The 14384-nt window shown below is 71.9% G+C and carries 14 protein-coding genes; 5 read left to right on the forward strand and 9 right to left on the reverse strand.

Annotation, left to right across the window (positions count from 1 at the left end; translation table 11 throughout):
* The first annotated feature begins 112 nt into the window (after positions 1 to 112).
* Positions 113 to 727 carry a class I SAM-dependent methyltransferase gene (locus BJ998_RS28185; RefSeq protein WP_246488672.1) on the forward strand — a complete coding sequence of 205 codons (615 nt, stop codon included), beginning with the start codon at positions 113 to 115 and terminating at the stop codon, positions 725 to 727.
* Entirely contained in the window at positions 717 to 1307 is a 591-nt protein-coding gene (locus BJ998_RS28190; RefSeq protein WP_184866388.1) for a DedA family protein, read from the forward strand. The genes BJ998_RS28185 and BJ998_RS28190 overlap by 11 nt, the downstream gene beginning before the upstream one ends.
* Here BJ998_RS28190 and add read toward each other — a convergent pair.
* From add to BJ998_RS28210, 4 genes are read right to left on the reverse strand one after another with little or no spacing between them, the layout of a single operon-like run.
* A complete protein-coding gene (gene add, locus BJ998_RS28195) occupies positions 1254 to 2276 on the reverse strand; it encodes an adenosine deaminase (protein ID WP_184866389.1) in 1023 nt (340 codons plus the stop codon). The genes BJ998_RS28190 and add overlap by 54 nt on opposite strands.
* Positions 2277 to 2933 (reverse strand): response regulator, encoded by a 657-nt coding sequence (locus BJ998_RS28200; RefSeq protein ID WP_312890370.1) that lies wholly within the window; start codon positions 2931 to 2933, stop codon positions 2277 to 2279.
* Positions 2930 to 4087, reverse strand: a complete 1158-nt coding sequence (locus tag BJ998_RS28205) for a sensor histidine kinase (protein ID WP_246488673.1) — start codon at positions 4085 to 4087, stop codon at positions 2930 to 2932. Before BJ998_RS28205 ends, BJ998_RS28200 begins: the two co-directional genes overlap by 4 nt.
* Before the next feature lie 20 nt (positions 4088 to 4107).
* Complete coding sequence (locus BJ998_RS28210) at positions 4108 to 4596, reverse strand: hypothetical protein (protein WP_184866391.1); 489 nt, start codon at positions 4594 to 4596, stop codon at positions 4108 to 4110.
* 138 nt (positions 4597 to 4734) lie between these two features.
* Here BJ998_RS28210 and BJ998_RS28215 point away from each other — a divergent pair, with 138 nt between their 5' ends.
* Entirely contained in the window at positions 4735 to 5184 is a 450-nt protein-coding gene (locus tag BJ998_RS28215; RefSeq protein ID WP_184866392.1) for an NUDIX domain-containing protein, read from the forward strand.
* Positions 5185 to 5308: 124 nt separating this feature from the next.
* The gene (locus BJ998_RS28220) at positions 5309 to 6385 is read left to right on the forward strand and encodes a DUF4192 domain-containing protein (RefSeq protein WP_184866393.1); all 1077 of its coding nucleotides are present in this window, start codon (positions 5309 to 5311) and stop codon (positions 6383 to 6385) included.
* 1061 nt (positions 6386 to 7446) lie between these two features.
* On the opposite strand, the gene BJ998_RS28225 is transcribed toward BJ998_RS28220, so the two are convergent.
* Both BJ998_RS28225 and BJ998_RS28230 read right to left on the reverse strand, forming a co-directional pair.
* A complete protein-coding gene (locus tag BJ998_RS28225) occupies positions 7447 to 8469 on the reverse strand; it encodes an LLM class F420-dependent oxidoreductase (protein WP_184866394.1) in 1023 nt (340 codons plus the stop codon).
* Positions 8466 to 8954, reverse strand: coding sequence for a nuclear transport factor 2 family protein (locus tag BJ998_RS28230; RefSeq protein WP_184866395.1), 489 nt, complete (start codon positions 8952 to 8954; stop codon positions 8466 to 8468). Before BJ998_RS28230 ends, BJ998_RS28225 begins: the two co-directional genes overlap by 4 nt.
* A 324-nt stretch (positions 8955 to 9278) precedes the next feature.
* Here BJ998_RS28230 and BJ998_RS28235 point away from each other — a divergent pair, with 324 nt between their 5' ends.
* Positions 9279 to 9890 (forward strand): PadR family transcriptional regulator, encoded by a 612-nt coding sequence (locus tag BJ998_RS28235; protein ID WP_312890372.1) that lies wholly within the window; start codon positions 9279 to 9281, stop codon positions 9888 to 9890.
* A 255-nt stretch (positions 9891 to 10145) separates the two neighbouring features.
* Here the strand turns inward: BJ998_RS28235 and BJ998_RS28240 are convergent, their stop codons facing one another.
* Genes BJ998_RS28240 through galK form a run of 3 tightly spaced genes read right to left on the reverse strand, consistent with a single transcriptional unit; the run spans position 10146 to position 14347 of the window.
* Positions 10146 to 12173 carry a S9 family peptidase gene (locus BJ998_RS28240; RefSeq protein ID WP_184866396.1) on the reverse strand — a complete coding sequence of 676 codons (2028 nt, stop codon included), beginning with the start codon at positions 12171 to 12173 and terminating at the stop codon, positions 10146 to 10148.
* 3 nt (positions 12174 to 12176) lie between these two features.
* Positions 12177 to 13139: a UDP-glucose 4-epimerase GalE gene (gene galE / locus BJ998_RS28245; RefSeq protein WP_184866397.1), complete on the reverse strand. Its 963-nt coding sequence runs from the start codon at positions 13137 to 13139 to the stop codon at positions 12177 to 12179.
* Between the two features lie 44 nt (positions 13140 to 13183).
* On the reverse strand, positions 13184 to 14347 hold the full coding sequence (gene galK, locus BJ998_RS28250) for a galactokinase (RefSeq protein WP_184866398.1): 1164 nt from the start codon (positions 14345 to 14347) through the stop codon (positions 13184 to 13186).
* Positions 14348 to 14384 lie beyond the last annotated feature (37 nt).

Genomic DNA, 14384 nt, shown 5'->3' on the forward strand with positions numbered 1-14384 from the left:
GGCGTCTGGCGACCGGTTTTCCGTGGGTCAACCCTGAGGATGATCTCAGCGGCGCGGACGCGAGACCGGGGTTTGACGCGAGCACAGCGCGGGACCGGGCACCATGGTCGGCATGACGCAGCCGTTCCATGACCTCCGGGTCTTCCTCGGGGCCGTTCGCCGCCAACCGGCCGCAGTCGGCGCGATCGCCCCCAGCGGACCCGCGCTCGCCGGCCTCCTGGCCACGGTCGTGCCCAGCACCGGCGCGCCCACCGTGGTCGAGCTGGGGCCGGGCACTGGATCGGCGACGAAGGCCGTGCAGCGCCGGATCCCGGCGGGCGGCCGGCACCTGGCCGTGGAGCTCGACGGCACGCTGGTCGAGCACCTGCGGTCCACTTACCCGCGGCTGGACGTGGTCCACGGCGACGCGTCCGAGCTGGGCAAGCTGCTCGCCGACCGCGGTGTCGAGCAGGTCGACGCCGTGATCAGCGGCCTGCCGTGGGCGTTGTTCCCGGAGGACCTGCAGCGCGCCATCCTGCGCCAGGTCGGCGCGGTGCTGACGCCCGCGGGCGCGTTCACCACGTTCGCGTACGTGCACGCGCTGGGCATGAAGCAGGCGCGGCGGTTCCGCGCGCTGCTGGACCGCAGCTTCGACGAGGTGATCGTGTCCCGGGTGGTGTGGGCCAACGTGCCGCCCGCGATCAGCTACGTCTGCCGGCGGCCGACCATGGGCGACGATGCTGGCTGACCTGCTCGTCGGCCTGCCCGGCCCGCTGTTCGTGCTGGCGATCGGCCTGCTCGTGGTCGCCGAGGCGGCCCTGGTCATCGGCGTTGTGCTGCCCGGCTCCAGCGCCCTGCTGACGCTCGGTGTCGTCGCCGACAGCGGCGTGGTCCCGCTGTCGGTGGCGCTCGCCGTGGGCATGGTGGCGGCGCTGGTGGGCAGCAACCTGTCCTTCGCCGCCGGCCGCTACCGGCCCGGGGCACTCAGCAGTCGCTGGCTCACCAGCGCCAAGGGACAGCGGGCGCGGGCCGTGCTGGGCCGGTTCGGCGGCTCCGCGGTGCTGGTCGGGCAGTGGGTGGTCGGGGCGCGGACGCTCACGCCGCGGTTCGCCGCCGCTGCCGGCCTGCCGTACCGGCGGTTCCTGCCGTGGAACCTGCCGTCCGCGGCGACGTGGGGCCTGGTGTGGGTGGCCGTCGGCTACGGCGCGAGCGAGGCGTACCAGCGGTGGTCCTGGCTGGCCGCCGTCGCCGCCGTAGTGCTGCTGGCCGGCCTGCTACTGCTCGGACGCCGCGCGCTCGACCGCATCGATGCCCTCGAGCAGGCGTGACCTCGTCTGCTCCGAGCAGAACGCCGCTCGCGCCGCGTTGCGCGCCAGGTCCGCCAGTTCGGACCGGCCGAGCCCGAACACCTCGTGGCACAGCAGGTACTCGCGGTTGAGGTCGGTGCCGAACATGCCCGGGTCGTCGGTGTTCAGCGTGACCGTCACGCCGGCGTCCAGCAGCCGCGGCAGCGGGTGCTCGGCCAGCGACGGCACCGCCTTGGTGCAGACGTTCGACGTCAGCGACACCTCCAGCGGGATTCCGGTCTCCGCCAGGTGCTTGAGGAGCTTCGCGTCGCTGGTCGCGCTGACGCCGTGCCCGATGCGCTCCGCACCGAGATCCCGCAGGGCCGCCCAGATCTCCTCGGGGCCCGTCGTCTCACCCGCGTGCGGCAGGCTGCGCAGCCCGGCGGCTTTCGCCTCCTGGAACGCCGCCGTGAAGCTCTTGCGGGGGTACGGCGCCTCCAGCCCGGCCAGCCCGAGGCCCACTGTGCCCTCCGGCCACTGGTCGAGCACGTACTCCAGGGTGCTGTAGCCCTCGCGGTGGTCCGACGGCATCGGCACGTCGAAGATCCACGCCAGCTCCACGCCGTGCTCGGCGAGAGCCTTCTTCCGGCCGGCCACCAGCGCCTCGGACAGCGCGTCCGGGCCGATGCCGTGCCGGAAGTGCGCGACCGCCGACACCGTGAGCTCGGCGTACCGGACGTTGTTCGCCGCCAGGTCGCGCGCGATGCCGAGCAGCATTGTCTGCACGTCCTCGGGCGTGGTCACCAGCTTGTTCACCGCACTGTAGACGTTGATGAAGTGCGGGAAGTCCGTGAACTCGTAGTACCGCGCCAGTTCGTCGCGGTCCTTCGGCACCTGGGTCAGGGGATGACGGCGCGCCAGCTCCAGCACCGTGTCCACCGATGCCGCTCCCACGAGGTGCACGTGCAGTTCGGCCTTCGGCAGGGCCGCGATGAACGCCTCGATGTCCACTCAGTCCGTCACCAGGCCCGTCTTGTACGCGTACGCCACCGCCTGCGCCCGGTCACGGAGGTTGGCCTTCGCGAACAGGTGGTTCACATGCGTCTTCACCGTCGCCTCGCTTACCACCAGCTTGCGGGCGATCTCCGTGTTCGACATTCCCGCCGCGATCAGCCTCAGCACATCGATCTCCCGCGGCGTCAGCCCGTCCGCCGGCTCCGCGGTCGGCCTGCTCGGCTGTGCCCCGCCCGCCGCCGCTTCCACCAGCCTGCGCTGCACCTCGCCGTCCAACGTGGACTGTCCCGCCGCCGCGGCGTGCAGCGCCCTGGCGATCGCCTCCGCGTCCGCGTCCTTGGTCAGGAACCCCCTTGCCCCCGCCCGCAACGCCGACAACACGCTGTCGTCGTCGGTGTACGTCGTCAGCACGACCACCTCGGTCTGCGGGTACTCAGCCCTCACCCGCCGCGTGGCTTCCACCCCGTCGCACCTGGGCATCCGCAGATCCACCAGCAGCACGTCCGGCCGGTGCTCCGCCACCAGCGCGACCGCCTGCTCCCCGTCCGCCGCCGCCCCCACGACTTCCACGCCCGGCAGCAGCCGCAGCAGTGTCACCAGCCCCTCGCGGACCACCGTCTGGTCGTCGGCGAGCACCACCCGCAGATCACTCACGCCGGCACCACCAGACGCACCCGCCACCCGTCCTCCATCGGCCCCGTCTCCAGTTCTCCGCCGATCAGCTCGGCTCGCTCCCGCATCCCCAACAGACCGTATCCGCCGCTGGTGACGTGCGCGGGCGGCTTCCCCGGGTGATCGGTGACGGTCAGCACCGTGCGGCCGTCCTCGAAGTCCAGCACCGCGTTCACCGGCGCCCCCGGCGCGTGCTTGCGCGCGTTGGTGAGCGCCTCCTGCGCCGTGCGGTACAGCGCCGACGCCGCCTCCGCCGGCAGGTCGCGCGGCTCCCCGTTGACGATAAGCTCCGCGGTCGCGCCCGACTCCAGCCGGAACGCCGTGACGAGGTCGGCGATCGCGCGTGCGTCCGGCACCTTGTCCTCACGCAGCGCCGCGACGGCCCGCCGTGCCTCCGCGAGACCGTCCGCAGCCAGTTTCTGCGCCTTGGTCACCTGGTCGATGACCTCCTGCGACGCGTTGTCCCGCTGCAGCATCAGACGCGTGCCCTGCAGCGTCAGGGACAGGCCGGCCAGCGAGTGCGCCAGCACGTCGTGCACCTCGCGTGCGATCCGCGCCCGTTCCGCCAAGGCCGCCGCGCGGGCGTGTTCCTCCACCACCTGCTGCCGCCGCGCCACCAGCAGCTCCGCCTGCTCCAGCCGCTCCTCACGGCCCTGGCGGTTGGCCGTGAGGAGCACCAGCGCCAGCACACCGAGCGCGATGCCCAGCCCGGCCAGCCACTGGAAGTCCTTGAGCAGCTGCGGAAGCCCCGCGCCGACCATGGACAGTCCTATCACGACGTAGCTCAGCGGCCCGCGATAGCGGACCGCCAACCGCGCCGTCCAGAACGGCAATGCGTACACCACGCCGTTCGGGTGCAGGAGCAGGATGCCGCACGAGGCCAGCGTGACGGTGAGCAGACCGACCTGCGGCACCATCGGCGACCAGGAGAACGGCAGCAACAGCACGTTGCCGGCGACGACGACCAGGGCCAGCACGATCAGCCACGGCAGGTGTTCCGGCAGGACGGGCGTGCCGCCCAGCACCCACTTCTGGGGCAGGAACAGCGTCAGCGCGAACACCGACGGCAGCAGCCGGACCGCCGACAGGGCCCCGTACCTCCGGTCCCGGGGTACGAAGCCCTGATCGTCGAACATGGTCGTCATCATCGCAGGTTCTAGCGGCGGGGCGCGGTCGCCGCGAGCGGCAGCCGCTGCTGCTGCGCCCGGAAGTAGATCACCGCATTCTGGGCGGCGATGGTGACGCCGAACAGCAGCAGCGCGGTGGCCGCGGTCAACGCTCCCTCGACGCCGAGCGCATGGCCGAGGAAGCCGGCGCCGACGCGCACCGCGATCGTGGTCAGCCACAGCACGATCGTCAGCGCCGTGCCCTTCTGGAACAGCCCGCCGTCACGCATGCTGAGCCGCGTGGTGGCGCCGCGAGCCATGCCCAGTAGCACTACGACCACGGCGTCGACCAGGAAGAACAGGATCTCACTCGGCCGGGCGACGGTGATCGCGGCGGCCGCCGAGCCCAGCCCGATGACGATCAGGACGGCCGGCATCAGGGCCAGCGACTTCGCGGTGACGAACGACCCCGTCAGCTGCTTGCCGAGCACCCGCAGCACCACCAGCGCGCCGACCAGGACCAACACCAGCGTGGACATTTGCTCTCTCCTCGATCTCCCCGTGCCGCTCCGGCACGGGTCAAAGACTCGTCCCCAGCGGCGCGGATTTCGTCGGTCCGCAGGTGGGAGCCGGGTTGAATGCGGTATCAACCCCTGGGTTGAGGCTGGGAGGCGGCAATGGCATACGAGCGGTTGAGGGTGGCCGCGTACGCGGTGTGCGTGCGGGACGGCGCCGTGCTGCTGGCCCGCTGGGTCGGGCCGGAGGGCAAGCTGTGGACGCTGCCCGGCGGCGGCATCGAGCACGGCGAGGACCCGTTCCACGCGGTGCGGCGTGAGGTCGCGGAGGAGACCGGCTACCGCGCGGAGGTGCAGAGCCTGCTCGGCGTGCACACCATGCGGCGGCGGTACGCCCGGAGGTTCGGCGGCGAGACGGATTTCCACGCACTGCGCATCGTCTACGAGGCCAGGATCGTCGGCGGCGAACTGCGGGACGAGATCGACGGCTCGACCGACAAGGCGGCCTGGGTCCCGTTACCCGAGGTGACCGCGCTGGCCCGCGTCGACCTCGTCGACACCGGTCTTGAGCTGCACCGATCCCGCCCGTCCACCGGACACCTGGGCGTATAGCACACCCCCTCGGCCGAATCGGCCCGAAAAGCTCTCCAGCGCCGGCCTGTGGACAAAATCCGAGTTGTCCACATCTCGATCTTCGCCGCTCCCACCGCGTCCCGCCCGCGAGCAATGTGGCCGCATGGACACCGCCGCACGCCCCAACCCGGCCCAGCCCAACCCGGCGCAGCCCGAGTCGGACCGGCCCGACTCGGATCGAATCGTCACGCTCACCGACGCCGGCGCGCTCATCGCCGCGATCCCGTCGCTGATGGGTTTCCACCCCAAGGACTCGTTCGTCGTGGTCACCGTCAAGAACGGTCTGGTCGGCCTCACCGCGCGGATGGACCTCGTGCCGCCGCCGTTGTACGGCTCACTCGTCGGACGCGTGACCAGACCCGTACGGCAGAACGACGCGGACGCCGCCGTGTGCCTTCTGGTGTGCGACAAAGCCGATCCTCGGCACGAGGACCTCATGCGGCGCGCGGTCGCCGCCCTGGAGGGCATGAAGGTGCCCGTGCTGCACGCCCTGTGGACGCCGTCCGTATCCGGCGGCGTGCCCTGGCGTTGCTACCTGCACGAGAACTGCGAGGGCGAGGTACCGGACAGCGCCGCCAGCGAGCTCGCGGCCGAGATGGCCCTGGCCGGCAACGTGACCTTCGACAGCCGTGACGACCTGATCCGGCTGCTCGAACCGCCCGATCCGGTCCGCATGATCCGGCTCAGCGGCCTGCTCGACACCGCCAGCCGGGGCGACCGCACCACCAGCGTCCAACACCTCGCCACGATTCGCGCCGCCATCGCCTCCGGCACCATGCCCAGCACCGACGAGGAGTTCGTGCGCCTCGCCATGGCCCTGTCCGACTACCGGGTCCGGGACGTGTGCCTCAGCTATGCACTGGACCGTCAGGTCGCCCCCGCCGCCGAGAAGGTCTGGCTCGAACTCACCCGGTGTCTGCCCCCGCCCGAACGGTCGGAGGCCGCCGTTCTCCTCGCCGCGTGCGCGTACCTGCGTGGCGACGGCGCCATGGCCAACGTCGCCCTTGAGGAAGCGAGGTCCGCCCTGCCCGGCCACAACCTCGCCGGTCTCCTCTACGGCGCCATCGCCTATGGAATCCCCGCCGAACAGGTCCGGCAGGTCCTGGCCGACGCCGCCGAGGACGCCCACATCGACATCGAGGGCGACGACACCGAGGAGGCGCCCGACATGTCCACCTGAGCCCCCTGACCGCCTGCCGGCCGCGCGCCCCGGCAGGCACCGCCCCGAGCCGCGTCCGCCCGCGACCACACGGCCAGGTCGCCGCGAACGGCCCGGGGCCGGCCGGGACCCGTCCCCGCCAGACGGGTCCCGGCCCCTTACCTCTCGGCGAGCACCCCTCGGATCGAGCCCCGGCGCTGGACTCTCTGCCCGCCCCCACTGGCAGAGGTGGCTTGGCCGACCGGCCGCTGATCGTTTCGGCAGCGCGTCCGGTCAAGCACAACAGTCGGACGGCCGCGGTCCCTTGTCATGGCGAGGGTTCGGCTTGGGGTGAGCGATGCGCGCATCGAACCCGTTGCCCAGCCGTCACGGTGACTACTTGCGGATCGGTTGCCGCTGGATGTTCCAGTCGGCCGTGGACCTGTGGTGCTCGGATCGACCGTGTCACGGCCGTTATGCCGTCTGTCGGTCTGCTCCGCCGGCAGATGTGGTCCCGAGCCTGTGGCCACCGGCGCCCCTTCGCCGGTGTGTCCGGTTCGGGCCGGCGGGGATCCCGTGAAGTGCTGACGCGGGATCCCCGCCACCGCTCCCACCTAACTCGTGGGATCGCTGGAGAGCGTGGTGAGTGGTCCTCGGATCGCTACTCGACGCTGTGATGTCTTCTGCCGGCCTGGTCAGCCGGCAGACGAGTCCCGGATCCGTGGCCGCCGGCCACCCCCTCGTCGGCGCAGCCGGTCCGGGATGGGTGGGGATCCCGCGAATCAGTGGGCGCGGGATCCCCACCGCCGGTAGCCCTTCGACGCCGGTGTCGAAAGGGCTTGCGTGACTGGAGTTGTCTTCCTGGCCTGGTGGGTCCGAACCCCGCCTGCCGGGCCAGGCCCGGAACGCCGTCGCTGCTGCTGCTCTCCGTGCCGAGTCGGCGGACCGGTGGGCTGGGGCCGGGCCGTTCAGCCGACGGTCTCAGCCCGACTGCTCGGCCCTCGCCGTCATCCCTTCCCCGAATCGCGACGACGGGCCGAGACGGACCGGGGCCCGTCCGATGTGGACGGGCCCCGGGTACTCGTGAGAAAGGTGGTGGTGCGTCAGGAGAACAACTCGGCGACCTTGCGCACGGCGGTCGCGTCCCCCTGCACCAGCAGGGTGGTGATCACGGTCTCCTCCCAGGCCGGCAGCTCGTCGCGGATCTTGGCGGCGGGGCCGATCAGCGCCAGGTCCTCGACCATCCCGGTGGGCACGGCGGCGATCGCGGACTTCTTGTCGCCGGCCAGGTACAGGTCCTGGATCCGATCGCATTCGGCCTCGTAGCCGAGTCGGGCGATGGCGTCCCGGTGGAAGTTGGCGCCCTTCGCGCCCATGCCGCCGATGTAGAGGGCGAGCATGGGGCGGATGAAGTCCGCGGCCTGCTCCACGTCGTCGTGCACCAGCACCGGCACGCTCGCGGCGACCTCGAAGTCGTCGAGGGTGTGCCGGGCGCCGGGGCGGGCGAAGCCCTCGGCGAGCGCGGCCCGGAAGAAGCCGTCGACCTTGGGCGAGTAGAACAGCGGCAGCCAGCCGTCGGCGATCTCGGCGGCCAGGGCCACGTTCTTCGGGCCCTCGGCCGCCAGGAAGATCGGGATCTCGGTGCGCAGCGGGTGCACGGTCGACTTGAGCGGCTTGCCGAGTCCGGCGCCGCCCGGATAGGGCAGCTGGAAGAACTCGCCCTGGTACTCGACGGTCTCGCGGGCGACGACCTTGCGCACGACATCGATGTACTCGCGGGTGCGGGCCAGCGGCCGCGGGTAGGGCTGGCCGTACCAGCCCTCCACGACCTGGGGGCCGGAGGCGCCGAGGCCGAGCACGAAGCGGCCGCCGGACAGGTGGTCCAGGGTGATCGCGGCCATGCCGGCGGCGGCCGGGGTGCGGGCCGACATCTGCATGATGTTGGTGGCCAGCTTGATGTTCTTCGTGGCCGCGCCCCACCAGGCCAGCGGGGTGAGCGCGTCGGAGCCGTAGGCCTCGGCCGTCCACACCGAGTCGAAACCGAGGCGGTCGGCCTCGATCACGGCCTCGGCGACGCCCGCCGGCGGGCCGGACGACCAGTACCCGGTGTGGTACCCGAGCTTCACTGCTGACCTCCTGACTGCGCGGCGGGCACGACGCCGTCGGCGACGAGGCCGGCGAACACGGCCTCGCTGAGCGCCGTTGCGGCCGACTGCGGGCGGATCATCACAGTGAATGTGGCGATCCTGCCCTCGTCGTCGAACTGGAGCATGTCGACGCCGTGGATCTGCTTGTCGCCGACCCGGGCGCGGAACACCAGCACGCGCGAGTCCGCGTCGCCCTCCAGGTCACCGGTCAGGTCGCCGACGTAGCGGAAGTCCTCGAACGTGCGCATCAGCACCGCGAACAGGGCGCCGACCGTGGCCAGGCCCTCGAACGGGCGGAACTTCACGGGGCTGTGGAACACGATGTCGTCGCGGAACAGGGCGACGATCGCGGCGTGGTCGCCCTGCTCGACCGCCGCGCGCAGCCGGGCGACCGTCCGGTCCGCCGGCGTGCTTGCCGCCGAGGAGTCGGCGGCCTGGGTCTCGACCGCTGGGCTGGTGGACACGGTTGGCCTCCCTGAGCGACGGCGCTAGTCATAAAATTGACTAATCGCAGTCTTGCCTAGGGTGGGGTTCTCGGTCAAGGATCGGGACGGCCGAGGATGGGCACGGCTCGGAGACGGGTGCCGGGATACCGGCGCGGCTCGGAGATGGCTACGCCCGGCGGCGGGCTGCGCCTGGAGGCGGCTGCGACCGGGAGGTAGGCGTGGCCTGGCGGCAGCTGCGGCTGGGGTATGGGCGTGGCCTGGCTGCGGCTGGGACATGGGCATGGCCCGGAGATGGCTGCGGCCGGAGATGGGCGTGCCGGGAAACGGGTGCGGTGGGGATGCGTGCGGGTTGGGAGACGGGAGGGCGGCACGATGGCGTTGCGGCATGCGGTGCTTGCCGTGTTGCTCGGCGGTGAGTTCAGCGGCTACCAACTGGCCAAGGTGTTCGACACCGGAGTGGCCAACTTCTGGTACGCCTCGCCGCAGCAGCTGTACACCGAGCTCACCAAGCTGGAACAGGCTGGTCTGGTCGACGGGCGGCTCGTCATCCAGCATGATCGGCCCAACAAGCGCGTCTACACCGTCACCGAGGCCGGGGTGGCCGAACTGACCCGGTTCGCCGAGGCCGAGGCCAAGCCCGCCGTCATTCGGGACGACCTGCTCGTCAAGGTGCACGCCGTCGACCGCACCGGCGCTCCGGCCGTCGTCGCCCGGCTCGAGGAACGGGCCCAGCAGGCCGCCGCCAAGGTCGAACTGTTCGACGGCACGCTGCGCACCCTCCGCGGTGACCTCGACGAGGAGGCCTTCCTCGCCACCGGCGACCGCATCGGCCCCTACCTGACCTGCCTGCGCGGCAAGCGATTCGAGCAGGAGAACTTGGACTGGTGCCGTCGCAGCGCCGAGCTGATCCGCACGCGCTGGGCCGCCGAGATGCGGGATCCCGGCGCGGACTAGCCGGCCCGCCACGCGCCCGCCGCGGTCGGAAATGTGCGCCGGCCACGGTCGGAAATGGTTGCCGGGCAAGGACGGAAATGGTTGCCGGGCAAGGGAGAGCGCTGCTGCTGGTTGGGGAAGGGGTGGCTGCGGCGGTGGCGGTCGTGGCTGCGGGCATAGACGAACGCGGGGCTGGTCGAAGCTTGCCGAAGGTCGCTGCCGCCTGAACAGCAAGGCCCGCCGGCGGTGTGCCGGCGGGCCTGGGAGTTGCGTGGGTCAGACCAGGGCGGGGCGTTCCCACTTCTCGCCGAGGACGTGTTCGGCCAGGAAAGCGAAGATCGTCTCGTACCAGACCTTGGCGTTGCCGGGGGTGAGGATCCAGTGGTTCTCGGTGGGGTAGTACAGGAACTTGGCGGGCACGCCGTGGCGGACCAGGTCGAAGTACAGGCGGATGCCTTCGCCGATGGGGACGCGGTAGTCCTTGTCGCCGTGGATGACGAGCATGGGGGTGCGGATGTCGGACACCCGAAGGTGGGGGGAGTTGGCCAGGATGCGCTCGGTGGAGCGCAGGGGATCGGTCATCTCCCGCATCCAGTAGTACGACGCGTCGGTGGTGCCGGTGAAGGCATCCAGGTTCCACAGGGAAGCATGGGTGACGATGGCGTCGAAGCGCTCGGTCTGGGTGGCGATCCAGTTGGCCATGTAGCCGCCGAAGGAACCGCCCATGGCGGCGGTGCGGCCCTCGTCGATCTCGGGACGTTCGACGGTGACGTCGGTGATGGCCATGAGATCCGTGTACGGAGCGCCGCCCCATGAACCCCAGCCGGCCTGGATCATGTCCCGGCCGTAGCCGGTGGACAGGGCGGGGTCGGGCAGCAGGACGGCGTAGCCCCGAGCGACCATGAGCCACGGATTCCACCGCCACGACCAGCCGTTCCAGCTCATCATGGGACCGCCGTGGACCCAGAGCAGGAGCGGGGCGGGGGAGCCGGCGGAGGCGCCGTCGGGAAGGGCGAGCCAGGCCCGAACGGTGCGACCGTCGGCGACGGTGGTGGAAACCTCGGTGAGGGTGCCGGGAAGCGACTCGATGACGCCGGGGGCGGGCAGGAAGTCGGGGTCCTGCTCCGCGGCGACGGGGTCGAGCCGGACGGGCTGGGGCGGGTGGGCGACGGAGTCGCGCAGCGCATAGAGCGCGGAACCGTCGGCGGCGACGCAGAGCTCGCTGTAGTGCCCCTCGCCGGTGAGCCGGGTGATCTCCCCGGACGCCAGCTCGAGCCGCCACACGGGCCGCCGGCCGGAGAGGTTGCTGAGGAAGTACACGGCCTGCCCGTCGGCGGAGACGACGGGCTCCTCGCCCCAGTTGGGGAAGTCGGGCATGAGCGGCCGAACGGCGCCATCGGCCAGGGTGATGAGCACGAGCTCGTAGTGCGGGCACTCCTGCTCGGTGGACTCGGTGCCCCGGATGGCGACGATGCCGGAGGAGTCGGGCAGCCACACGGCGTGCGAGTAGCTGTGGGCGGGACCGTCGCCGAGGTTGCGGTCGGCGGCGAGCTCGCGGTCACCGGTGCCGTCGCTGCGCACGACCCGCAGGAAGCTGCGCTCCCCGTAGGCGGCGGACAGCACCTCGTCGACGACGTAGACGACCCACTGGCCGTCGGGGCTGACGGCGGCGCCGGACACGGGGTGCGGCACGTCCCGGGTCAGCTCGACGACGTCGGTGACGCGTTCTTCGCCGGTGATGGCGGGGGCGGCGACGATCCGAGGCTTGTCGGGCCCGAGGTCGTGGTCCCAGAACCGGATCGGGTAGGCCTCATGCAGGATCGCGGTCACGCCGGCGTCCTCACGGGCCTTGCGGCGCTCCTTGTCCTCGTCGCCGACGCCGACGCCGTGCAACGCGGCGGTGGTGACGACGAGCGTGCCGGTCTCGCGGGCGACGGACACGCCGGAGACGCCACCGCGCGGGGCGTAGACCTGCCGCGCCTCACCGGTCGGCGGCAGCAGCCACAGCGCCGAGGACTCCTTGTCGTCACCGGGCTTGGACTCGGCGTCGGTCCGGGAGGTCACGAACAGCACGGAGCCGTCGGGCGTGAACACGGGCGACGACTCGCCCTTGGCGGCCCGGGTGAGGCGGCGCGCCGGGCGCGAGCCGGCCGGGTCGACCTCCCACAGCGCGGACTGCCAGCTCTTGCCGTCCGGCGCGAGCTCGGCGACGGTGGCGACCAGCCGCGTGCCGTCCGGGGACAGCGCGAGCGATCCGATCCGCGGCAGCTTGGCCACGGCGTCCAGGTCGGTGAAGTCGGTCATGGTTCAGTCCCCCCGCCCGGCGCTGGCGAACGCCCACGCGTCGCCGACGATCGACGCCAGGTCCTCGTGCTTGGGCTGCCAGCCCAGCTCCTGCCGGGCCCGCTCGCTGGACGCGACCAGCACGGCGGGGTCGCCGGCCCGCCGCGGCGCCACCTCGGCCGGGATCTCGTGCCCGGTGACCCGGCGGCAGGTGTCGATCACCTGCTTGACCGAGAAGCCGAAGCCGCTGCCCAGGTTGTAGATGCTGTGCCGCCCGGGCTTGGCGTTCTCCATGGCCAGCAGGTGGGCCTCGGCCAGGTCCAGCACGTGGATGTAGTCACGGATGCAGGTGCCGTCCTCGGTGGGCCAGTCGTCGCCGTACATCTGGACCTTCTCCCGCCGGCCGAGGGCGACCTGCAGCACGATCGGGATCAGGTGCGTCTCGACGGTGTGCCGCTCGCCGTACGCCCCGTACGCGCCGGCCACGTTGAAGTAGCGCAGGCTCACGCCGGCCAGGCCGTGCGCGTTGGCGAAGGACGTGATGGCGAAGTCGATGGCCAGCTTGGTGGCGCCGTAGGTGTTGGTGGGCCGGGTCGGCGCGGTCTCCACGATCGGCACCTGCTCGGGCTCGCCGTAGGTGGCGGCGGTCGAGGAGAACACCAGCCGCTGGGTGCCGTTGTCCCGCATCGCCTCCAGCAGCCGCAGGGAGGTGACCACGTTGCCGTTCCAGTACTTGGCCGGGTCCTGCATGGACTCGCCGACCAGCGACTTGGCCGCGCAGTGCAGCACGCCGTCGAAGCCCTCGGCCAGCAGCGGCCCGGCCACCTCGGCGATGTCGCCCTCGACGAAGCGCACCCCCTCGGGGACGGCGTCGGCGTGCCCGGTGGACAGGTCGTCCACCACAACAACCTCGTGGCCGGCCTCCACCAGCCGCGCGGCGCTCACGCTTCCGACGTAGCCAGCTCCGCCGGTGACGACCAGCTTCACGCGTCTCTGCCTCTCGATTGAAGTGTGGGGGAAATAGAGGAGATCTACTCGTCCCGGCCGGCGCCGGGCGAGGGGACGCCGACGAACAGCCGGGGCGGGGTCAGGGACCGGGCGGCGTAGGCGTCCATCACCGACTGCTCGACGGCGGGGCGGTCGCCGGCGCGGACCAGGGCGATCGCGGAGCCGCCAAAGCCGCCGCCGATCATGCGGGCGCCGAGGGCGCCGGCGGCGAGGGCGGCGTCGACGGCGACGTCGAGCTCCAGGCAGGAGACCTGGTAGTCGTCGCGGAGGCTGGCGTGGGAGGCGGTCAGCTCGGGGCCGATCTGGTCGAGCCGGGCGGACCTGAGCTTGTCGACGACGGACAGCACCCGGGCGTTCTCGGTGACGACGTGGCGGACCAGGGGCTGAAGCTCGTCGGGGAGTTGGGCCAGGGCGGCGTCGAGGTCGGACACCTCACGGAGCGACTCCAGGCCGAGCAGCGAGGCGGCGCGTTCGCAGCCGCGGCGGCGGTCGCCGTAGCCGGAGTCGACGAGCGCGTGCTTGGCCCGGGTGTCGATGACGAGCACCTCCAGCCCGGCGGCCTCGGCGTCGAACGGGACCTGCTCGGACTCGCCGGAACGCACGTCCAGGAACAGCACGTGCCCGGCGATGCAGCACAGCGACGCGGTCTGGTCCAGCAGGCCGGTCATGGCGCCGACGAACTCGTTCTCGGTGCGCTGGACCAGGCGGGCGATCTCGGGCCGGGTCGGCGCACCGGGCTGGTCGACCTCGCGACCGGCCAGGCCCAGCAGGGCCAGGGCGGTGGCGCACTCCAGGGCGTGCGACGAGGACAGGCCGGCGCCGGTCGGCACGTTGCCGGAGACGACGAGGTCGGCGCCGGCCAGCTCGATGCCGTGTTCCCGCAGCGCCCAGGCGACGCCCGCCGGGTACGCGGCCCAGCCGGAGACGGAGCCGGGTTCCAACTCCGCGATGACCGCCGGGTCAGCGGCCTGGAGCTGGCCGTCGTCGCCGAGCGTGGCGACGGTCAGCACGCCGTCGGTACGCGGCGAGGCGGCGACGGCGGCCCGATAGGGCAGCGCAAAGGGCGCCACGAAGCCGTTGTTGTAGTCGGTGTGCTCGCCGATGAGGTTGACGCGGCCGGGCGCGGACCACACCCCCACGGGGGCGTGGCCGTGCAGCTCGGTGAACGCCTTCGACGCCTTTTGCACGACGGGGGTCTGGGGGCCCGGCCCCCAGGTGTTACCA

The organism is Kutzneria kofuensis (assembly GCF_014203355.1).
Classification (GTDB): domain Bacteria; phylum Actinomycetota; class Actinomycetes; order Mycobacteriales; family Pseudonocardiaceae; genus Kutzneria; species Kutzneria kofuensis.